Annotated in this window: 23 protein-coding genes; 11 read left to right on the forward strand and 12 right to left on the reverse strand. The window is 72.5% G+C overall.

The window, feature by feature from the left end; genetic code table 11:
* Positions 1–39: 39 nt before the first annotated feature.
* Positions 40–810 carry an ROK family protein gene (locus VGP36_01580; protein ID HEV7653414.1) on the forward strand — a complete coding sequence of 257 codons (771 nt, stop codon included), beginning with the start codon at positions 40–42 and terminating at the stop codon, positions 808–810.
* On the opposite strand, the gene VGP36_01585 is transcribed toward VGP36_01580, so the two are convergent.
* Complete coding sequence (locus VGP36_01585; protein ID HEV7653415.1) at positions 800–1,951, reverse strand: CoA transferase; 1,152 nt, start codon at positions 1,949–1,951, stop codon at positions 800–802. The two genes, VGP36_01580 and VGP36_01585, sit on opposite strands and share 11 nt — an antisense overlap.
* A 487-nt stretch (positions 1,952–2,438) precedes the next feature.
* Here VGP36_01585 and VGP36_01590 point away from each other — a divergent pair, with 487 nt between their 5' ends.
* Together VGP36_01590 and VGP36_01595 are read left to right on the forward strand one after the other, a co-directional pair.
* Positions 2,439–3,830, forward strand: a complete 1,392-nt coding sequence (locus VGP36_01590; GenBank protein ID HEV7653416.1) for an RNA polymerase sigma factor — start codon at positions 2,439–2,441, stop codon at positions 3,828–3,830.
* Between the two features lie 225 nt (positions 3,831–4,055).
* On the forward strand, positions 4,056–4,241 hold the full coding sequence (locus tag VGP36_01595; protein HEV7653417.1) for a hypothetical protein: 186 nt from the start codon (positions 4,056–4,058) through the stop codon (positions 4,239–4,241).
* 281 nt (positions 4,242–4,522) lie between these two features.
* Here the strand turns inward: VGP36_01595 and VGP36_01600 are convergent, their stop codons facing one another.
* Positions 4,523–4,837 (reverse strand): YrhB domain-containing protein, encoded by a 315-nt coding sequence (locus VGP36_01600; protein ID HEV7653418.1) that lies wholly within the window; start codon positions 4,835–4,837, stop codon positions 4,523–4,525.
* Positions 4,838–4,848: 11 nt separating this feature from the next.
* The gene (locus VGP36_01605) at positions 4,849–6,378 is read right to left on the reverse strand and encodes a toxin glutamine deamidase domain-containing protein (GenBank protein HEV7653419.1); all 1,530 of its coding nucleotides are present in this window, start codon (positions 6,376–6,378) and stop codon (positions 4,849–4,851) included.
* 159 nt (positions 6,379–6,537) lie between these two features.
* On the opposite strand from VGP36_01605, the gene VGP36_01610 reads away from it, so the two are divergent.
* The gene (locus tag VGP36_01610) at positions 6,538–6,717 is read left to right on the forward strand and encodes a hypothetical protein (protein ID HEV7653420.1); all 180 of its coding nucleotides are present in this window, start codon (positions 6,538–6,540) and stop codon (positions 6,715–6,717) included.
* A gap of 16 nt (positions 6,718–6,733) precedes the next feature.
* On the opposite strand, the gene VGP36_01615 is transcribed toward VGP36_01610, so the two are convergent.
* The 3 genes from VGP36_01615 to VGP36_01625 form a co-directional block, all read right to left on the reverse strand.
* A complete protein-coding gene (locus VGP36_01615) occupies positions 6,734–7,450 on the reverse strand; it encodes a hypothetical protein (GenBank protein HEV7653421.1) in 717 nt (238 codons plus the stop codon).
* Positions 7,447–7,740, reverse strand: a complete 294-nt coding sequence (locus tag VGP36_01620) for a type VII secretion target (protein HEV7653422.1) — start codon at positions 7,738–7,740, stop codon at positions 7,447–7,449. Before VGP36_01620 ends, VGP36_01615 begins: the two co-directional genes overlap by 4 nt.
* Before the next feature lie 235 nt (positions 7,741–7,975).
* Positions 7,976–9,682 (reverse strand): DEAD/DEAH box helicase, encoded by a 1,707-nt coding sequence (locus tag VGP36_01625; GenBank protein HEV7653423.1) that lies wholly within the window; start codon positions 9,680–9,682, stop codon positions 7,976–7,978.
* Positions 9,683–9,985: 303 nt separating this feature from the next.
* Between VGP36_01625 and VGP36_01630 the strand changes: the two genes are divergently transcribed.
* Entirely contained in the window at positions 9,986–11,248 is a 1,263-nt protein-coding gene (locus tag VGP36_01630; protein ID HEV7653424.1) for a YhjD/YihY/BrkB family envelope integrity protein, read from the forward strand.
* Here VGP36_01630 and VGP36_01635 read toward each other — a convergent pair.
* Positions 11,245–11,532 carry a DUF3039 domain-containing protein gene (locus VGP36_01635; protein HEV7653425.1) on the reverse strand — a complete coding sequence of 96 codons (288 nt, stop codon included), beginning with the start codon at positions 11,530–11,532 and terminating at the stop codon, positions 11,245–11,247. The two genes, VGP36_01630 and VGP36_01635, sit on opposite strands and share 4 nt — an antisense overlap.
* Positions 11,533–11,649: 117 nt before the next feature.
* On the opposite strand from VGP36_01635, the gene VGP36_01640 reads away from it, so the two are divergent.
* Positions 11,650–11,970, forward strand: coding sequence for a hypothetical protein (locus VGP36_01640; protein ID HEV7653426.1), 321 nt, complete (start codon positions 11,650–11,652; stop codon positions 11,968–11,970).
* A 77-nt stretch (positions 11,971–12,047) separates the two neighbouring features.
* Here VGP36_01640 and VGP36_01645 read toward each other — a convergent pair whose 3' ends face one another.
* The 3 genes from VGP36_01645 to VGP36_01655 all read right to left on the reverse strand — a co-directional run bounded on the left by VGP36_01645 (position 12,048) and on the right by VGP36_01655 (position 13,576).
* Complete coding sequence (locus VGP36_01645) at positions 12,048–12,326, reverse strand: helix-turn-helix transcriptional regulator (GenBank protein ID HEV7653427.1); 279 nt, start codon at positions 12,324–12,326, stop codon at positions 12,048–12,050.
* A 196-nt stretch (positions 12,327–12,522) separates the two neighbouring features.
* Positions 12,523–12,852, reverse strand: a complete 330-nt coding sequence (locus VGP36_01650) for a DUF3099 domain-containing protein (GenBank protein ID HEV7653428.1) — start codon at positions 12,850–12,852, stop codon at positions 12,523–12,525.
* 151 nt (positions 12,853–13,003) lie between these two features.
* Positions 13,004–13,576: an HhH-GPD-type base excision DNA repair protein gene (locus VGP36_01655; GenBank protein HEV7653429.1), complete on the reverse strand. Its 573-nt coding sequence runs from the start codon at positions 13,574–13,576 to the stop codon at positions 13,004–13,006.
* A 74-nt stretch (positions 13,577–13,650) separates the two neighbouring features.
* Here VGP36_01655 and VGP36_01660 point away from each other — a divergent pair, with 74 nt between their 5' ends.
* A complete protein-coding gene (locus VGP36_01660; GenBank protein HEV7653430.1) occupies positions 13,651–14,094 on the forward strand; it encodes a thioesterase family protein in 444 nt (147 codons plus the stop codon).
* Between the two features lie 43 nt (positions 14,095–14,137).
* On the opposite strand, the gene VGP36_01665 is transcribed toward VGP36_01660, so the two are convergent.
* Complete coding sequence (locus VGP36_01665; GenBank protein ID HEV7653431.1) at positions 14,138–14,710, reverse strand: YceI family protein; 573 nt, start codon at positions 14,708–14,710, stop codon at positions 14,138–14,140.
* An 85-nt stretch (positions 14,711–14,795) separates the two neighbouring features.
* On the opposite strand from VGP36_01665, the gene VGP36_01670 reads away from it, so the two are divergent.
* The 4 genes from VGP36_01670 to VGP36_01685 all read left to right on the forward strand — a co-directional run bounded on the left by VGP36_01670 (position 14,796) and on the right by VGP36_01685 (position 17,844).
* On the forward strand, positions 14,796–15,347 hold the full coding sequence (locus VGP36_01670; protein ID HEV7653432.1) for a helix-turn-helix domain-containing protein: 552 nt from the start codon (positions 14,796–14,798) through the stop codon (positions 15,345–15,347).
* Positions 15,344–15,802 (forward strand): pyridoxamine 5'-phosphate oxidase family protein, encoded by a 459-nt coding sequence (locus VGP36_01675; GenBank protein HEV7653433.1) that lies wholly within the window; start codon positions 15,344–15,346, stop codon positions 15,800–15,802. The genes VGP36_01670 and VGP36_01675 overlap by 4 nt, the downstream gene beginning before the upstream one ends.
* Before the next feature lie 16 nt (positions 15,803–15,818).
* The gene (locus VGP36_01680) at positions 15,819–17,249 is read left to right on the forward strand and encodes a class I SAM-dependent methyltransferase (protein ID HEV7653434.1); all 1,431 of its coding nucleotides are present in this window, start codon (positions 15,819–15,821) and stop codon (positions 17,247–17,249) included.
* 127 nt (positions 17,250–17,376) lie between these two features.
* Complete coding sequence (locus VGP36_01685; GenBank protein HEV7653435.1) at positions 17,377–17,844, forward strand: hypothetical protein; 468 nt, start codon at positions 17,377–17,379, stop codon at positions 17,842–17,844.
* Positions 17,845–17,907: 63 nt separating this feature from the next.
* Here the strand turns inward: VGP36_01685 and VGP36_01690 are convergent, their stop codons facing one another.
* Complete coding sequence (locus VGP36_01690) at positions 17,908–18,522, reverse strand: DUF1684 domain-containing protein (protein ID HEV7653436.1); 615 nt, start codon at positions 18,520–18,522, stop codon at positions 17,908–17,910.
* Positions 18,523–18,539 lie beyond the last annotated feature (17 nt).

The raw sequence follows: 18,539 nt of genomic DNA on the forward strand, positions 1-18,539 counted from the left end.
TCTAGACAGTAGGTTGATCGCGGCGAGGGGAGAGACCAGGTGCCCACGAGGAGCAGACGGAAGGCGAACACCGCCTTCGGCGTCGACATCGGCGGCAGCGGGATCAAGGGTGCGATCGTCGACCTCGACAAGGGCGACCTGGCTACCGAGCGGGTGAAGTACCTGACGCCGCACCCGTCCACGCCCGAGGCCGTGGCCGAGGTCGTCGCCCGGCTGGTGCAGGAGGCCGGCTGGTCCGGAGAGCTCGGCGCGACCTTCCCCGCGGTGATCAAGAACGGGGTGGCCAAGAGCGCCGCCAACGTCGACAAGAGCTGGATCGGCACCGACGTCGACAAGGTCTTCACCGACATCACCAACTGCGACGTCACCGTGCTCAACGACGCCGACGCGGCCGGCATCGCCGAGGCCCGTTTCGGCGCGGCCAAGGGCGTCGGCGGCGTGGTCATCCTGCTCACCTTCGGCACCGGCATCGGCAGCGCGCTGCTGCTGGACGGCCAGCTGGTGCCCAACTCCGAGCTCGGCCACCTCGAGATCGACGGCGGCGACGCGGAGAAGAAGGCGTCCTCGGCGGCCAAGGACAACGAGGGGCTGTCGTACAAGCAGTGGGCCAAGCGGGTCCAGAAGTACCTGTCGCACGTGGAGAAGCTGTTCACCCCGGACCTGTTCGTGGTCGGCGGCGGGGTCAGCAAGAACTCCGAGAAGTGGGTGCCGCTGCTGAGCATCAACACCCCGATCAAGCCGGCCCAGCTGCTCAACAACGCCGGCATCGTGGGGGCCGCGATGGCCGCCCACGAGAAGTTCACGGAGTAGGCAGGCCCAGCTCGGTCCGGATCGTGGCGCCGTGCTCGTCCAGCTCGGGCGAGCGGCGGCGCTGCGCCGGATCCCCGTACGGGGCGATCTTCATCGGGTTGCCCACCATCGGCAGGCCGCCGGCGGTGATCACCATCTGCCGGACCGCGGTCTGCTCGGAGTCCAGCGCGGTGCCGACCGTGGACAGCCCGCTGCAGGGCACGCCGGCGCCCGCGACCTTCTCCAGCCACTCGGCCGCGGGTGCCGTCCGCAGCGCGACCTCCATCTCGGCCGCGAGGTCCTCCCGGTTGGTCACCCGCCCGTCGTTGGTCACGAACCGCGGGTCCGTGACCAGCTCCGGCCGCCCCAGCACCGTGCACAGCACCCCGAACAGCCCGTCGCCGCCGGCGCAGATCACGATCGGGTCGTCCGCGCAGTGGAACACGCCGAACGGCGAGATCGAGTGGTGCATGTTCCCCAGCCGCGGCGGTTCGGTGTGCCGGTTCAGGTAGTGCAGCGCGGCCCCCTCCAGCAGCGAGAGCGCGGAGTCGAACATCGCGACGTCGACCTGCGCGCCGTGCCCGGACGTGGTCCGGCCCTGCAGCGCGGCCATTACCGCGCCGAAGACGTACAGGCCGGCGGTGAGGTCCGCGATCGAGGTGCCCATCTTGTACGGCTCCCCGTCCGGCTCTCCCGTCACGGCGAACAGACCGGCGGCCGCCTGCACCACCGTGTCGTACGCAGGACGCTCCCGCCACGGGCCCGTCTGCCCGAAGCCGGAGACCGAGGCGTACACCAGCCGCGGGTTGCGGGCCGCGAGCTCCTCGTAGCCCAGCCCGAGCCGGCCCATCACGCCCGGCCGGTAGTTCTCGATCAGCACGTCGGCCTTGTCCGCCAGCCCCAGCAGCACCGCCTTGCCGGTCGGGTCCTTCAGGTCCAGCGCGATCGACTCCTTGCCCCGGTTCACCCGGGCGAAGTACGTCGAGCGCCCGTCCACGAACGGCCCGTACGACCGGGCGTCGTCGCCGGTGCCCGGCCGCTCGACCTTGACCACGCGGGCGCCGAGGTCGGCCATCATCATCGTGGCGAACGGACCGGCCAGCACCCGGGTGAGATCGACGACGAGAAGGCCGGCAAGAGGACCCTGAGGTGTGTCTGACACGGGCTGCTCCGTTCGGTTCGCCGGATTTCTCGGCGCTCGGCGGCATGTTCCCAGCCCACTTGGGCGGTCCGCGCCACGTCGGGGGCCGGAGCGAAGTTACACTGGCACGGGCACGGGCTACGGCCGGCCGGCGCCAGGTGGAGTCAGCGGTCCCAAGCGGGACGAGAGACGACCACCCGGACCGGAAGACCGCCCGCTCCCCAATCCAACCCCCTGCCCGTCCTGGGCAGTTTCCGTCGTGCGGCCTCCCCGCCAGGAGGCACCCGTTCGTGAAAGGGCGTTCGTGGCATCCGATCCCCGCACCGACAGCAGCACCGCCGGAGGGTCCGATCCGACCCGCGACCTAGCGGAGCACCTCGTCTCCCGAGGCCGGCACCAGGGATTCCTGCGCGCGAACGACATCAGCCGCGCTTTCGAGGAGGCCGGTCTGCCGGCCTCACACGGCAAGCGCGTGCTTCGCACGCTCAGTGACTCGGGAGTGACCGTCATGCTCGATGCGCCCGCCGCCCCCTCGGGGCGCGGTAAGCCGGCCCGGACCGCGGCCGCCGCAGCCCCGTCCCGCAGCACCGTCACCAAGAGCACCGGCGCGCGGCCCGCGCCGCGTCCGGGCGCCGAGCCCGCGCGGCCCAGGGTGGTCGCGCAGGACGGCGCCGCGCTGGCCGCGGTGCCCGAGGCCGGCGCCGCGGCCGCCGCGCCGGCCGCCGCTCCCGCCAAGACGACGCGCAAGCGCAAGGCCGCCGCGGCCCCCGACGGCGCCACGCCGGGCAAGACCCCGCCGGCCGAGGGCGAGGCCCCCGGCCTGGCCATCAACGAGACGACCGAGATCACCACGGCCAGCAGCACCACCACGGAGGAGGAGTCCTCCGAGGAGTTCACCTGGGACGAGGAGGACGAGGAGAGCGAGGCGCTGCGGCAGGCCCGCAAGGACGCCGAGCTCACCGCCTCCGCCGACTCGGTCCGGGCGTACCTGAAGCAGATCGGCAAGGTCGCCCTGCTCAACGCCGAGGAGGAGGTCGACCTCGCCAAGCGGATCGAGGCCGGGCTCTACGCGGCCGAGCGGGTCCGCCGCATGGAGGACGCGCGCCAGGCCGGTAAGAAGACCGACCAGGTGTCGCCGACGATGCGCCGCGACCTGCTCTGGATCGTCCGGGACGGCGAGCGGGCCAAGAACCACCTGCTCGAGGCCAACCTGCGGCTGGTCGTCTCGCTGGCCAAGCGCTACACCGGCCGCGGCATGGCGTTCCTGGATCTGATCCAGGAGGGCAACCTGGGCCTGATCCGGGCGGTCGAGAAGTTCGACTACACCAAGGGCTACAAGTTCTCGACGTACGCGACCTGGTGGATCCGGCAGGCGATCACCCGGGCGATGGCCGACCAGGCCCGCACCATCCGCATCCCGGTGCACATGGTCGAGGTCATCAACAAGCTCGGCCGCATCCAGCGCGAGCTGCTCCAGGACCTGGGCCGTGAGCCCACCCCGGAGGAGCTGGCCAAGGAGATGGACATCACCCCGGAGAAGGTGCTGGAGATCCAGCAGTACGCCCGGGAACCCATCTCGCTGGACCAGACCATCGGCGACGAGGGCGACAGCCAGCTCGGCGACTTCATCGAGGACTCCGAGGCGGTCGTCGCGGTCGACGCGGTCTCCTTCACGCTGCTGCAGGACCAGCTCCAGTCGGTGCTGCAGACGCTGTCCGAGCGCGAGGCCGGCGTGGTCCGGCTCCGGTTCGGCCTCACCGACGGCCAGCCGCGGACGCTGGACGAGATCGGCCAGGTCTACGGGGTGACCCGGGAGCGGATCCGGCAGATCGAGTCCAAGACGATGTCGAAGCTCCGGCACCCGTCCCGGTCCCAGGTGCTGCGCGACTACCTGGACTGATCCGGCCCATGGTCATGAATGAGGGCCCCGCGCCACCCGTGCGGGGCCCTTCTTCATCCCGGCGATGGTCCGTTCGGGGGTTCGCGGCGAGGCGGGCGGCGGTTCACCGAGTCCGCTGAGAGAATCATCTCCTGTTCGCGACCGGCTGAATGGGGAACGCCGCCGGAAGGCGGGTAGTTGCATCAACGTGACCGTCAACCCGAAGGGAATGCCGTGACGCCGACACTGACGCCCACGACCTCCCCTGCACCGCCGTCCGCGGGAGACCGCTGCGACCGTTGCAGCGCCCAGGCCAAGATCCGCGTCGTCCTCCCCGGCGGCGGCGACCTCGTCTTTTGCGGGCATCACGCCCGTGAGTACGAGTCCACGATCCGCGAGGTCGCAGCCGAGGTCTTCCGAGCCGAGGACTAGACCCGCACGAGACGCACGAGGCCGCCCGGAACGCTCCCCGGGCGGCCTCGACACGTCTCCGGGACCGACCCGACTTCTCCGAGGCTGCGGAAGCTCCTCCAGGATGCTCTCGCCGGCTCTCCGAGAGTGCTGACCTCGCCCCGCCCGGCGTTCCGTTCCGGACTTCTCCGAGGGTGCTCACCGGTTTCTCCGAGAGTGCTGCCGAGCCTCCTCGAGGGCGTCGAACTTCTCCGAGGATGCCGGTGGCTTCTCCACCAGTGCCCCGAACCTCTCCGAGAGTGCTACCAGCCCAGGGTCGCCGGGGTGGGGAGGTCGTGCGCCCGGGCGTACGAGGCGAGCTGCTGGTCGAAGGACGGCGTGGACGCCAGGTGGAAGGTCGCCCCGGAGTCCTTGAGCACGACGATCGGACCGGCCCCGGGCGGCGGCGCGTCGGCCGGGTCCCGGGTGACGAACCAGCGCGCGGTGCTGAACGCGTAGACCCAGGCCCAGCCGATGTCGGCGACGTCGCCGTCCTCCACCAGCTGCAGCGGGTTGTCCGGCGCGGAGAACGTCTCCAGCTCCGACTGCGCGGCCCGGCGGGCCTCCGCCAGCTCCATCCCAGCTCCGATCAGTGAGTACGCAGGAACTCCAGGCCGCCGGAGTAGTTCTCCAGGGTCGCCAGCGTCCCGGTCTGCCCGTCCAGGAAGAACACCCGGCCGTTGCGGTTCACGACATTGAACACGTGACCGGCGATGGACACGCCGCCGGGACCGGTCCGCATCCCGTGGATGATGCCGCGGGCGCCGTCGCCCGCGTTCTGCAGCTCCGTGACGATGTCGTCGTACCCGCCCGCGGACTTGAAGGTGTTCGAGGTGCCGGTGCCGTTGGCGATGTACTGCTTCCAGTTCACGCTGGACATCGCGTCGCCGTTGACCCGCTCGACCGCGGTGGTGCCCTTGCTCAGCCCGGCCAGCTGCCGGTCCACGGCCTGTACGCAGCTCTGGCAGTTGTTGGTGAAGCCCCAGCCGCCGACGCTCGGGTGCAGGCCGTCGGTCGCGTCGGTGAGCCGGACCAACGGGTTGGTCTCGGCCAGGTCCGGGAACAGCCGCTTGACCACGCCGTTGCCCGCGTTGCCGGCATGCACCGCGGTCGAGCCGAGGCCGGTGACCGGGTTGCCCTTCATCGCCGCGCCGGCCGCGCTCGCGAGGTCCTCCCCCTCGGCCAGCAGCCGCTCGCCGCCGACCAGCGCCTTCTCCCCCGCGACCAGGCCCTTCTCGCCGGCCACCAGCGCCTTGACGCCCTTGACCCCGTCCAGGATCTTGCCGCCCGGGATGAACGTCAGCGCGGCGTCGATCCCGATCGAGGCCCAGGAGCCCTTGCCGGTGGCCAGCTTGATCGCGACGTCGATGCCCAGCGCGATCGCGCCCGCGGCCACCGCGAACGGGGCCAGGAACTGCAGCCCCGGCACCAGCGACAGCACACCGAGCACCGCCGAGATGCCCTTGAGCACGCTGGAGATCTTCGCCAGCACGTCGGCGTGGTCGGCGATCCAGCCCTTCACCGAGGACCAGGCCCGCGACAGCCAGCCCGGCTCCTTGTACGGCGCGTCCGCGACGTTCTTGATCGTCCCGGCCGCGGACGAGGCGGCCGACCGGTGCTCGGAGTAGAGCCGGCGGGCCTGCGCGATGACGTCCTGGAGGTCGGAGCTGACCGCGTTCGCGTGCGTCCGGGCCGAGTCGTACCGGGTCTTGAGGTCCGCGTACTCGGCGCTGCCGGACGGTGCGCTCTGCCCGGCCAGCTGGTTGACCGACGCGACCGCGGACTGCTCCTGCCGCCGCAGCTCGGCCGCCCGCGACTCCAGGTCGGCCGCCCGCCGCTGCCGGGCCACCAGCCCACTGCCCCAGTCGGTCAGCGTCCGGGCCGCGGTCTGGTGCGACCGGGCGGCGAGGTCAAGGTCCCGGGGCAGGTCCTTGAGCTGCCCACGGAACGCCTCGGCCGCGTCGCCGGTCCAGGCCGAGGAGTTGAGCTTCGTGACGTTGGCCGAGGCGGCGGAGAACACCTTCCCGGCCGCGGTCACACCAGAAGCGGCCGAGGAGACCGCTCCGGGGTCACCGGGGGCGGGATCGAAGCCCAGCGCCGGGAACTCGCGCGTCGCCATGGCCCGGGACCCTAGCGCAAATTCTCCGAGATTGCGGCGTATGTCCAGTCGAGGACTAAGAGGCGTAACACCTGGGGAACAATGAACGTGCAAGGTAGAAGGCAGAGCGCGTCCGACCGGGCGCCCGCCGAGAGGGGAGAGCCCGTGACTCCGACCCTGATCCCGGACACCGTCGCCGACATCCTGACCGCCTCCGATCGATGCGATCGATGTGGCGCGCGCGCCACCGCCAGAGTGACCCTTCCTGGAGGCGGTGAGCTGTTCTTCTGCGGCCACCACACCCGGCGCTACGACGACGCGCTGCGGGCGGCGGACGCCGAAGTGGTCAAGTCCGCCTGAGCCTGCGATCCCGCGGTCAGCCGCCCGGCACGAATCCGATCGTGCCGGTCGGCGGTCCCGGCGGCGGCAGCCTGGACCCGTCCTCGGCGAGGAACTCCAGCCCGCCGGCGATCCGGCCGGCGAGCTTGACGAACTCCTCCCGGCCGGCGACGTCCGGGGTGGAGAAGGTGAGCACGGCCAGCCACTCCGCGGCCGGCGGCGGCGCCGGCACCATGTGCTGGACGACGACCACCTCCTGCCGGCGGGAGGTCAGCGGCAGCGGCACCTGCTGCCGGTTGACCACCCGCACGGTCTCCCCGTACGGGTGCTCGACGCGGCGCACGTCGCGCTGCTCGAGGTCCTCCCCCGGCGCCGGGTCGTCGTCGCGGAAGTAGATCTCCATCCCGTCGAGGTCGATGCCGCCGGCGAAGCGCTGCCAGGCCAGGGTCAGGCTGGCGCCGATCATCTCGCCCGGTGACGAGCCCCTCCCGGCCAGGAACGAGGACAGGAAGATGCCCGCGGCCCGGTGCTCGGCGACGATGCGCTGCAGGACCTGACGGGCCCGGACGCGCTGGGCCGCGGCGCCGGGCACGTTCGCCGAGCGGTCGTCCAGCAACTGCTCGATCCAGGCGTCCGAGGTCGCCGGATCGAGGTCGAGCGAGGTGAACTCGTCCGGCACGTCCAGCCGGAAGCCGATCGCGGCCGGGCGGGGCGCGGCCGGGTCGAACCCGACCTCCTTCTGCGGAGCCGTCACGACCTGCCCGCCGCCGCGTCCGCGATGGCGCCGTCGACCTGGTCGTACCCGTCCGCGGCCGAGGTGACCTTCTCGGAGGTCTTCTCGGCGGTCTCCTTGATCTTCTTCAACGAGTACTCCCACTTGTCCTTGAAGTGGTGCACCGCGCCGGTGAGGTCGCCGTCGCCGGTCTGGCCGTCACCGAGGCCGTCCATGCCGTGCTGGGCCGTGCCGACCGTGTCGCCGATCGAGTTGAGCTCGCTCGACAGTGCCCGCAGCGTGTCGACCTCTACCGAGAACCCGCCTGCCATCGAAATCACCCGAATCCGGTCAATAGTGGCTTACCGGTCGATGATGTTATAACGTCCCCGACCGTGGGTCCACGACCCCGCGCAGGGACCGTACTCGGGGAGGACCGGTGGCCGTCCGGGCGCCTTCGACCCGGCGCCAGCGCCGATCCGCTCGGTCCGGCCGGCGGCCCGACCCACCCGCGTACGTCCCCTGTCCCCGGCCGGTGGATCGCCCCCCGGCCGGTCGTGGGCGGCTCTACCAGGACTGCAGGGTCGCGATCCGCTGCTCGAGCTGCTCGACCGAGCAGACCGCGGTCGGCGGCCCGCCGCACTGCCGGCGCAGCTCGTTGTGGATCGTCCCGTGCGGCTGCCCGGTCCGGTGGTGCCGGGCCGCGACCAGCGCGTTGAGCTGCTTGCGCAGCGCGGCCCGGCGCTCGTGCGGCGCCGCCGCCAGCGTCGGGACCGGCGCGGTGACCGGCGCCTTCTTCTGCAGCGCGACCTGCTTGGCCTGCCGGGCCCGCAGCAGCGTCGCGACCTGGTCCGGCTCCAGCAGCCCGGGCAGCCCGAGGTACTCCTCCTCGTCGGCCGTCCCCGGCGTCGCGCCGGTCCCGAACGAGGCCCCGTCGAAGATCACCTGGTCCAGGTGCGCGGACGCGCCCAGCGCCGTGAACGCCTTGTCCTCGTCGGTCTGCTCGTCCCGCCCGGTCTGGGCCGCGGCCAGCAGGTCGTCGTCCCAGCCGCCGTCCTCGTCCGCGTCGGACTTCTTCCGCCCCAGCACGTGGTCCCGGACGGCCTCCAGCTCGCCGGCCAGCCGCAGCAGCGGCGGCACCGAGGGCAGGAACACCGACGCGGTCTCCCCCGGCCGCCGGGCCCGGACGAACCGACCGATCGCCTGGGCGAAGTAGAGCGGGGTCGAGGCCGAGGTCGCGTACACCCCGACGGCCAGGCGGGGCACGTCGACGCCCTCGCTCACCATCCGGACGGCGACCATCCAGCGGTCGTCGGAGGCGGCGAAGCCGGCGATCCGCTTGGTCGAGCCGCGGTCGTCGGACAGCACCAGCGCGGGCGCCTGCCCGGTGATCTCCCGCAGCCGGGCCGCGTACGCCCGGGCCGCGGTCTGGTCGGTCGCGATCACCAGCCCGCCCGCGTCCGGCATCGACGCCCGGACCTGGGACAGCCGCTGGTTGGCCGCGGTCAGCACCGAGGGCACCCAGTCCCCGGCCGGGTCCAGCGCGGTCCGCCAGGCCCGCGCGATGTGCTCGGCCGTGCCCGGTTCCCCCAGCCGGGCCGAGAGCTCCAGCCCGGCCCGGGTCCGCCAGCGTGCCTCCCCCGAGTACGCCAGGAAGATCACCGGCCGGACCACGCCGTCGCGCAGCGCCTCGCCGTACCCGTACGAGTGGTCGGCGGCCGAGCGCAGCGCCCCGTCCGGCTCGGTCTCGTACCGGACGAAGGGGATCGCGTTCTCGTCCGAGCGGAACGGCGTCCCGGTCAGCGCGAGCCGCCGGGCCGCCGGGTCGAACGCCTCCCGGATCGCGTCGCCCCAGGACAGCGCGTCGCCGGCGTGGTGGACCTCGTCCAGCACGACCAGCGTGCGCCGGTTCGCGGTCCGCGCCCGGTGCAGCGCCGGAGCGGCGGCCACCTGCGCGTACGTCACCACGGCGCCGCGGAAGTCGCGCGCGGTGGCCCCGTCGGCGTTGCGGAAGGTCGGGTCGAGCGGGATGCCGAGCGCGGCCGCGGCCAGCGCCCACTGGTTCTTCAGGTGCTCGGTCGGGGTGACCACGGTGACGGCGGCGACGGTCCGGTCGGCCAGCAGCTCGGCGGCGACCCGCAGCGCGAACGTCGTCTTGCCGGCCCCGGGCGTCGCCACCGCGAGGAAGTCGGAGGGACGCCGGACCAGGTAGGCCGACAGGGCGCGCCGCTGCCAGGTACGCAGCGGCGGCTGGGCCGGCTTGGTCGGCGCCATCTCAGCGGCGGTCACGGGCTCCCTCGACGAGCGGCGGACAGCGATCACCCCCGCCGGAGAATCCCCGACGAGGGCTCCGCAACCCTACCCGGCCTTCGCCGCCGGACCGGTCGCCCGGCGTGCCGCAGGGGTCCGGCGTGTCCTCGCACCCCGGCCGGGGCACACTTCCAGATGATGACCGCCACCCGGGACCCGGTGACGCGGCGAGGACGCCTGCCCGCCCTCGCCGTACGCCGGGTCCTGCGCCGGAGCTCGAAGCAGCCCCGGCGCGTCACGGAGGCGGTCAAGGAGGTGGCGCGCCCGGTGACGAGGCAACAGCATGTCTCAGTCCTGCGCCGTACGGTGGCGAAGGCCTGGGACGACCGGGTCCTCGGGCTCTCCGCCGAGGCCGCCTTCTGGCAGCTGCTCTCGCTGGCCCCGCTGTTCCTCGCGCTGCTCGGCAGCGTCGGCTACCTGTCCGGGCTGCTCGGCGCCGGCACCGTGAACCAGATCGAGGCGTCGCTGCTGGACGCCTCCCAGCGGGCGTTCGCGCCGAGCGTGGTCAACCAGATCATCACGCCGACGGTGGACGAGGTGCTACGCCGCGGCCGCGCCGACGTCATCAGCGTCGGCTTCCTGCTCGGCCTGTGGGCGGGCTCGTCGGCGACGGCGACGTTCGTGAACACCGTCACCATCGCGTACGGGATGCGCGACCTGCGCGGGGCCGTGCGCAGCCGGCTGCTGGCGCTCTGGCTCTACCTGCTCACCGTCGTGATCGGCATCGTCCTGCTGCCGGTGATGGTGCTCGGACCGGGCCGGCTGCTGCAGTTCTTCCCCGACTCCGTCCGGGGCGACGTCGAGTCGGTCATCAACGTCACGTACTGGCCGGTGGTCGCGCTGCTGCTGCTGGTCGGGCTGGTGACCTTCTACCACCTGGCCCCGCCGCGGCGGCTGCCCTGGCACCGCGGGTTCCCCGGCGCCATGCTGGCCGGCCTGGTGTTCGTGGGCGGGACGTTCGGGCTGCGGGAGTACATCAATTTCGTCGCCGACCGCGGGTTCTCCTACGGGGCGCTGGCCGCCCCGATCGGCGCCCTGCTGTTCTTCTACGTGCTCGCGCTGGCGGTGCTGCTCGGCGCCGAGCTGAACGCGACGATCGAGCAGACCTGGCCGACGCGGGCGCCGCTGCCGGTCACGAGGCCGTACCTGGCCCCGGACGCGGCGCTGCGCCGGCCGCAACCGCGCCACTTCAAGGCCGACCCGACCGCAGGCGGCGCAACCGCCGTCTCCCCCGACGTGACCACCGACCACTCGGCCGCCGACCACTCGGCCGCCGACCACTCGGCCACCGACCACTCGGCCACCGACCACTCGGCCACCGACCACTCGGCCACCGACCACTCGGCCGCTGACCACTCGGCCGCTGAGGGCCTCTCTGCTGGGCGGTCGTCGGTGGACGACAGAACCGCTCCGGAGGGGGCGGCGAACGGGCGCCGGCCGGACCGGGGCGCCACGAACGGGCGTCCGCCCGCCGACGCTGCCCCGGAGCGCCCCGTCAGGGCCGCGGACCAGGACGGGACCGCGGGTTAGCGGTCCGGACCGTCGCCGTCGTCACCCGGCGGCAGGTTCTCGAAGATCTCCTTGCACTCCGGGCACACCGGGTACTTCTTCGGGTCCCGCGACGGCGTCCAGATCTTCCCGCACAACGCCCGGACGGGGGTCCCGTTGACCAGCGCTTCCATCAGCTTGTTCTTCGGTACGTAGTGCGAGAACCGTTCGGAGTCGCCGGGCTCCGGCCGGAGATCCCGGTCGGGCCGGGTCTCGGTGCGCTCCTCGACGGCCGTGCCGGGTCCGGGGATCTGCGGCGTGGTCATCCCTCGATGGTCCCACGACCGGTTTCCGTCTCGCCTCGGACATGATTCCGCTCCGGACGGTGAAATTTACTCAGTACCGCTGGACACTAGCCCGGCGCACCGGCATGCTCGCTCAGCGTGACGGTCGAGCACTTACGCCCCCGCGAGAGCCGCCCTTTCCAGGACCCTGCAGGCACTCGGAGGTGGCTGGTCGAGGACGTCGTCGACGTCTCCATCGACGGTGACGGAGCCTGGGACCCCGAGGAGGGCGGCCCGGCTCCGGCGGTCGTGATGCGGATGCCGGCGTACGTCGCGCGGCACCTGGCCTGCCTGCTGGACGACTGGTCGACGATCGGCCGGCTGCTCGAGTCCGCCCGCGGCGGCGACGAGCGCGACCTGGCCGGCGTGCTGTACGAGGCCGCCCGGGCCGCGGAAGCGCTGCGGGCCGGCGTCTCCTGACGGTGTACGCCGACGTGCGGGCGGCGGTGGGTCAGCACCCACCGCCGCACGCGTCGATCACGAGAACGCCGCCGGACTCAGCCGGAGGCGGCACGCTCCCCGAGCGCGTGCCCCTGCCGGGGTACGTCGCGACCGGAGGAGCCGTTCTGGCTCGGACTGTTCGAGTCGACGCGGTCGAACTCGTCGAACAGATCCGACAGGCTCAGGCCGAGAGCATCGGCGAGCTTGAAGACGCGGTCGAGCGAAGGCGAATACGCGGCGTTCTCGACCCGGTTGATCGACTGCCGGTCGCAGCCCGCCTTCTCGGCGAGCTTTTCCTGGGACAGGCCGAGCGACTTGCGCTTGGCCCGGACCACAGCTCCGAAGGACAGGCGTCGCCTCTGGACTGAGGGATTGGGAGATGGCGGCACGGGGCTGAGTTTCGTCAGATGATTCACTAATGGCTGTATCACGCGTGTGTCAGTGTGCATCAAATCCGTGCCGCCGGGGATCTTCTCTGACCTCAAGAAAGCGACATTGGCGACATCAACTACCAACGATGTCGCGACGGCATCAACCCTCGATGACCCGACCGTCGCTCTCGGACGTAGTAATCGCCCGGTCCGGAGCGGGGTGCCCGCCGAACCTGCTGACCTTCGAGGCCTTCTTCGGCGGCCGGTCGTTGGCGATCAACACGGCCATCCAGGGCAGCACGACCGCGCCGGCGACGAAGATCGCCAGCAGCCACGGGGTCTTGTAGAAGACGGCCGCGAGCACCAGGGACACGACGCGCGTGGCCATCATGATCAGGTACTTGTTGCGGCGGGCCGCAATCTGTTCGTCCAGACTCGGTTCGGCCTCGGTGATGAGCACCGGCTCGCCATCCCGGCCAACGGTCGTCACTGCGCTACGCCTCCCCGACCGGCACCGAAGTCAGGCGCCGCCACCTCCCATCGTGGCACCGCACCCGTACGGCCGCATCCCGCGACCGCGCGATTCACCCACCTGCGCCCCGCGGCCGCCCAATCCCGACGCTCCCCGCACCACCCCTGCCTCAAGCCTTGGCTCTGGCGGCGGCCTTCATCTGCTTCTTGTACTCGCGGACCAGGCCGAGTGAGGCGTCGTCGCGGATGTCGGCCACCGACTTGTACGTGCCCTCGGGGCCGAACTCCCCCGCCGCCTCGCGCCAGCCGGGCACGTCCACCCCGTACTGCTTGCCGAGCAGCGCGACGAAGATCTGCGCCTTCTGCTTGCCGAAGCCGGGCAGCGCCCCGACCCGCTTCACCAGGTCCCCGCCGTCCACGGCCTGCGTCCAGACGTTCGTGACGTCGTTGTCGTAGCTGTCCACGACGGCCTGGCACATCGCCTGCACCCGCTTGGCCATCGACCCCGGGAACCGGTGCAACGCCGGCGGTTTCGAGAAGACCGCGACCAGGTCGTCCTCGGACATCCCGGCGATCTCGGCCGCGTCCGGCACGTGCCCAAGCCGCTCCGTCAGCACGTACGGACTGGAGAACGCCTTCTCCAACGGGATCTGCTGATCCAGCACCATCCCGATCACCAGGGCCAGCGGATCCTTGTCCAGCAGGGCGTCCGCCGCAGGCTGCCGGCTCAGCATGAATCCCATCCGCGCAGGCTAGCGCCCGTGCCCTCGAGACCCATCGCCCCGGGAGAGTGGATGGCACTGCCAGACTGCGGCGGATGCGGGAGGACAGGCGGCGGCTGGAGCCGGCGAACTATCCGTTGCGGTTCGAGGCGCGGGCTCTCTACAGCGACGTGGACGCCAATCGGCATGTCAACAACGTCGCGTACGTGCGCTGGTTCGAGGAGGGGCGGGCGCAGCTCAACGAGCGGGTCGCCGGCCCGGATGCGCTGCTGAACCCGCCGCCGGGGATGCAGTTCCTGCTGGTCAGCCTGCGACTGGAGTACCTGGCTCAGGTGCCGTACCCGAGCACGGTGGCCGTCGCCGCCGCGGTCGGCCGGATCAGCGGGGCCTCGTACACGATCCTGCACGCGCTGTTCCACGAGGCCCGGTGCGCGGCGCTCGGCGAGTCGGTCGTGGTGCGGGCGCACGACGGCCGGCCGGTCCGGCTGGCCGACGCCGAACGCGCAGCGCTGGAACCGTTCGCAACCTTCGGTTCCTGAGCGCACGCCGGCCCGCCCGCCTGGAGCGGGCCGGTGGTGACTCCTACTGCAGGACGAGCTCGACCTCGAGCACCAGCTCGATCTCCCGGGACACCAGGACGCCGCCGCGGGCGACCGGCATGTTCCAGGTCAGGCCCCAGTCCTCCCGGTTGACCGTGCCCCGCGCCGAGAACACCGCGCGGTGGTGGTCCCAGGGGTCGTACGCGTAGCCGACGTACTCGACCGCGAGCGTCACCGGCCGCCGGACGCCCTTGATGGTGAGATCGCCGGTCATCGTCCCGGTGGTGCCGTCCCAGCGGACCTCGCTGGACTCGTACGTCGCGGTCGGGTGCCGCTCGACGTCGAAGAAGTCCGCGGACCGCAGGTGCGCGTCGCGGGCGTCGTCGCCGCTGCTCAGCGTCGTCGTGTCCATGACGACGGAGACCCGGCTGCCGGCCGGGTCGGTCCCGACCGTGACCGTGCCCGCGACGCCGGTGAACCGGCCGCGGACCTTGGTGAGCATGAAGTGCCGGCCGACGAAGCCGACCTCCGCGTGCCCGGGGTCGAGCGCCCACGTGCCCGGCGCCGGCAGCTCCACTCCCCCGACGACCCGCGTCGCCGCCGTTGTCTCGGTCATCCCGACCATCCCTCTCCATGGATATGTGCGTTGGCACGCACTCTAGGGATATGTGCGTCAGCACGCAAGTCGCTATGCTCGCGGCGTGACCGATCGGGACGACGCCGGGACCGCGGCCTGGCGGGCGATGCTGCTGGCCCACGCCGCCGCCCTGCGGGCCATCGACGCCGACCTCGCCGGCGCCAAGGCCATCCCCCTGACCTGGTACGACGTGCTGCTGGAGCTGCGCGCCGCGCCGGAGGGCCGGCTGCAGATGCAGGAGCTGGGGCGGCGGGTCGTGCTCAGCCGGACCCGGGTCAGCCGGCTCGTCGACGACATGACCCGGCCGGGGCTGGTGACCAAGATCCGGGACTCCGGCGACCGGCGGGTGGTGTGGGCGACGATCACCGCGGCCGGCGTACGGGCGCTGCGCGAGACCGCGCCGCTCTACCTGCGCGGGATCGAGACGCACTTCTCGGCGTACCTGACCGGGGAGGAGAAGGCGGTCCTCGCGACCGCGCTGACCAAGGTGGCCGCTGCCGGCCGAGACGGGTCGGCGACCGCCGGCCGGGACGAGGTGGCGACCGCCGCCCGGGAGGGGTCGGCGACCGCCGGCCGGGACGAGGTGGCGACCGCCGCCCGGGAGGGGACCGCATGACGACGACCGAGGAGGGTCTGGCCACGATCGCCCGGCTGGGACCGCCGGAGAAGTGGCTCGTGACGTTCGTGACCACCCGCCCCGACGGCGAACCCGGCGTCTCCGTCGTGAACGCCGGCGTCCTGCCGCATCCGCGGACGGGCGAGCCGGTCGTCGCGCTGGTCTCCCGCGGCCGGACGGCCAAGCTGGCCAACCTGCGGGCCCACCCGGCCGCCACGGTCGTGTTCCGCTCCGGCTGGGAGTGGATCGCGGTCTCCGGCGCGGTCGAGCTGGCCGGCCCGGACGACCCGATGCCCGGCCTCGACGCCGACGGGATCCGCCTGCTGCTGCGTGACGTCTACGCCGCGGCCGGCGGTCAGCACCCGGACCTGGACGAGTACGACCGGGAGATGGTCGCCGACCGCCGCACCGCCGTGCTGATCAGCCCGGACCGGTTCCACGCCAACCCCCGCTGACCGGCAGGATGGCCGCGTGCTGACCGACGACGAGGCCGACCGACTGGCCGACGCGCTGCGCGCCGCCGACTACACCGCCGAGGCGGTCGTGGCGCTGCTCGGCGACGAGGCGGCCGGCGCGCTGGCCCGGGCCGAGCGGGTGCCGGGGCTGCGGGCCACCCGCGGCGGCTCCCCGCTGGAGACGCTGATCCGGCTGTTCCTGCTCGGCGCGACCGAGCCGGCCGCCGCGGTCGAGGCCGCGATGCCGGTCACGGCGCTGCTGGAGCGGGACGGCGAGGGTTACCGGGCCGCGGTCGACCTCCGCCCGTACGAGGGGTGGTGGGTGGTCGCGGACCTCGGTACCGACGTACGGCCGGGGCCCGTCCGCCCGGATCACGTGCTCGGCGTCGGGCCGGCGTCCCTGACGCTCGCCGCCGCGACGATCCGCCGGCCGGTCGGCACCGCGCTGGACATCGGCACCGGCTGCGGCGTGCAGGCACTGCACCTGTCCGAGCACGCGGGCACGGTCACCGGCACCGACGTGCTGCCCCGCGCGCTGGCGATGGCCCGGCTGACCGCCCGGCTCAACGGGCTGGAGTGGGAGCTGGCCGAGGGCGACCTGCTGGAGCCGGTCGCCGGTCGCCGGTTCGACCTGGTCGTGTCCAACCCGCCGTTCATCGTCGGGCCGGGCGACGGCGGCTTCGCGTACCGGGACAGCGGGCTGGCCGGGGACGAGGTCTGCCGCCGGCTGATCCGGCAGGCACCCGGCGTGCTGGCCGAGGGCGGCTTCTGCCAGCTGCTGGCCAACTGGGAGCACCGGCGGGGCGAGGAGTGGCAGGACCGGCTGGCCGGCTGGCTGGACGGGCTCGGCTGCGACGCCTGGGTCTGGCAGCGCGAGGTCGCCGACCCGGCGCAGTACGCGGCGCTCTGGCTGACCGATGCCGGCGAGAAGGGCTCGCCCGAGTACGAGCGGCGCTACGACCGCTGGCTGGACTGGTTCGCGGCGACCGGGGTCGAGGCGGTCGGATTCGGGCTGGTCACCCTGCACCGGACCGACGCGGCCGAGCCGGCGATCACGATCGAGGAGGTCATCCAGCCGATCGAGGAGCCGTCCGGACCGCACGTGGCCGACTGGTTCGACCGGGTCGACCTGCTCCGCGGCGCGGACCTGGCCCGGATGCGGTTCACCCGGGCGCCCGGGCTGGAGCTCGAGCAGGTCGCAACGCCGGGACCGGACGGCTGGGCGGTCGCGGCCCAGCGGCTGCGGCAGCCGGCCGGGATGCGCTGGTCGGCGGCGGTGGACCCGGCTGTCGCAGCACTGGTGGCGGGTTGTGACGGGACACGCCCACTCGGTGAGCTCGCGACCGTTCTGGAACTGGCCTTCGGCATCGAAGCCGGTCAGGTCGATCAGATGGTTCGAGGACTTGTCGATGGGGGCTTCCTGATTCCTACCTCCTCTGTAGAGTAAGCACTGTGCTGAGTTCGGACCTGTGGCGGGACATCGCGGTCGACCTCTCCCGGGTCGTCGCGTCCGCGTGTCGAGGGACCTCGTCCCCCGCAGCGTCCCCCGCGTCCGTCGCGAACGGAGCCCTCGCATGACCATCGCCCTCGATCTCCGCCTCCCGTGGGCCCACCCCGCCGTGGCCAACCTGCAAGCCCTGACCGGCGTACTCGCCCCGCGGGAGAACTGGTCCGAGCGTGAGCTGGGCCGGCTGACCAGGAAGTTCGCCGTCCGGGCCGGCGAGAAGCTGCACCACGTCGCCCGTTTCGACGGGGTCGACCCGTGGCGGATGTGCCTAGCCCGCACCGACCAGATCGAGATCTGGCTGCAGACCTGGACGCCGTGGCAGGGCACCGGGCCGCACGGCCACGACGGAGCGGCCGGGGCGTACACGGTGCTGCTCGGGGAGCTGACCGGGACCTGGCGGAACGGCCGGGGGCGGGCGAAGCAGGCCGTTCGCGCGGCCGGCTCCGGGGCCACGTTCGGGCCGGGGCGGATGCACGCCCTGCAGAACCGCGGCACGATCGAGGCGATCAGCCTGCACGCTTTCGCCCGGGTCTGAGCCAACCTCTTCCCGGACCCGCCCTACTTCCCCGGACCCGCCCTACTTCCTTCCGGACCAGCTCTACTTCGGCTCCGGATAGCGCTGCTCGCCGGCCTCGACCCGCGCGGTCAGCCAGTTCTCGCGCGGTGCCAGCGGGCACAAGTATGCCGAGTTGTACGCGCAGGACGGGTTGTAGGCGTAGTTGAAGTCGAGCGTCACGTCGTCCCCGTCCAGCGCCAGCCCGCGGCCGAACGTGCCCTTGATCGTGTCGGTGAGGTAGCGGCCCCCGCCGTACGTCGCGGTGGCGCCGGTGCCGTCCCGGAACGGCAGGAACAGCCCGCCGCCGTACGCGAGCAGCCAGAACAGGGTCAGCTCCCCCACCGGCGTCTCCATCCGGCCCATCCGCCGGTAATGCAGGATGCCGTCCTCGCCGCCGGTGTCCATGGCGACCTGCTCGCCGTCGTCGACCGGCACGAGCTTCGTCCGCACGACCAGGTCCGGGTCGCGGTCGAAGTACGCCGGGGGCACGCCGGCCGCGCGCTGCCGCTCGTCCAGCGCGGAGACGGGGTGGGTCAGGAACAACTCGTTGCGTGTCGCGCGGAACGCGGCCAGCCCGTCGGCCCCGTCCCGTGGATGCGCCAGGTACATCTCGGCGACACGCTGCCGGTAGTCCGCGAGTGCGCTGCTGCCGTTCACACCGCATAGTGTGCCGC

The organism is Mycobacteriales bacterium (assembly GCA_035995165.1).
Taxonomy (GTDB): domain Bacteria; phylum Actinomycetota; class Actinomycetes; order Mycobacteriales; family CADCTP01; genus CADCTP01.

Bases quoted from the DNA above. Each gene is read 5' to 3' on its own strand.
- VGP36_01660 (HEV7653430.1), top strand. From the start codon at position 13,651: ATGCGGGAGGACAGGCGGCGGCTGGAGCCGGCGAACTATCCGTTGCGG.
- VGP36_01590 (HEV7653416.1), top strand. From the start codon at position 2,439: ATGCTCGATGCGCCCGCCGCCCCCTCGGGGCGCGGTAAGCCGGCCCGG.
- VGP36_01635 (HEV7653425.1), bottom strand. From the start codon at position 11,532: ATGACCACGCCGCAGATCCCCGGACCCGGCACGGCCGTCGAGGAGCGC.
- VGP36_01685 (HEV7653435.1), top strand. From the start codon at position 17,377: ATGACCATCGCCCTCGATCTCCGCCTCCCGTGGGCCCACCCCGCCGTG.
- VGP36_01600 (HEV7653418.1), bottom strand. From the start codon at position 4,837: ATGGAGCTGGCGGAGGCCCGCCGGGCCGCGCAGTCGGAGCTGGAGACG.
- VGP36_01675 (HEV7653433.1), top strand. From the start codon at position 15,344: ATGACGACGACCGAGGAGGGTCTGGCCACGATCGCCCGGCTGGGACCG.
- VGP36_01625 (HEV7653423.1), bottom strand. From the start codon at position 9,682: ATGGCGCCGACCAAGCCGGCCCAGCCGCCGCTGCGTACCTGGCAGCGG.
- VGP36_01655 (HEV7653429.1), bottom strand. From the start codon at position 13,576: ATGGGATTCATGCTGAGCCGGCAGCCTGCGGCGGACGCCCTGCTGGAC.
- VGP36_01605 (HEV7653419.1), bottom strand. From the start codon at position 6,378: ATGGCGACGCGCGAGTTCCCGGCGCTGGGCTTCGATCCCGCCCCCGGT.
- VGP36_01665 (HEV7653431.1), bottom strand. From the start codon at position 14,710: ATGACCGAGACAACGGCGGCGACGCGGGTCGTCGGGGGAGTGGAGCTG.
- VGP36_01620 (HEV7653422.1), bottom strand. From the start codon at position 7,740: ATGGCAGGCGGGTTCTCGGTAGAGGTCGACACGCTGCGGGCACTGTCG.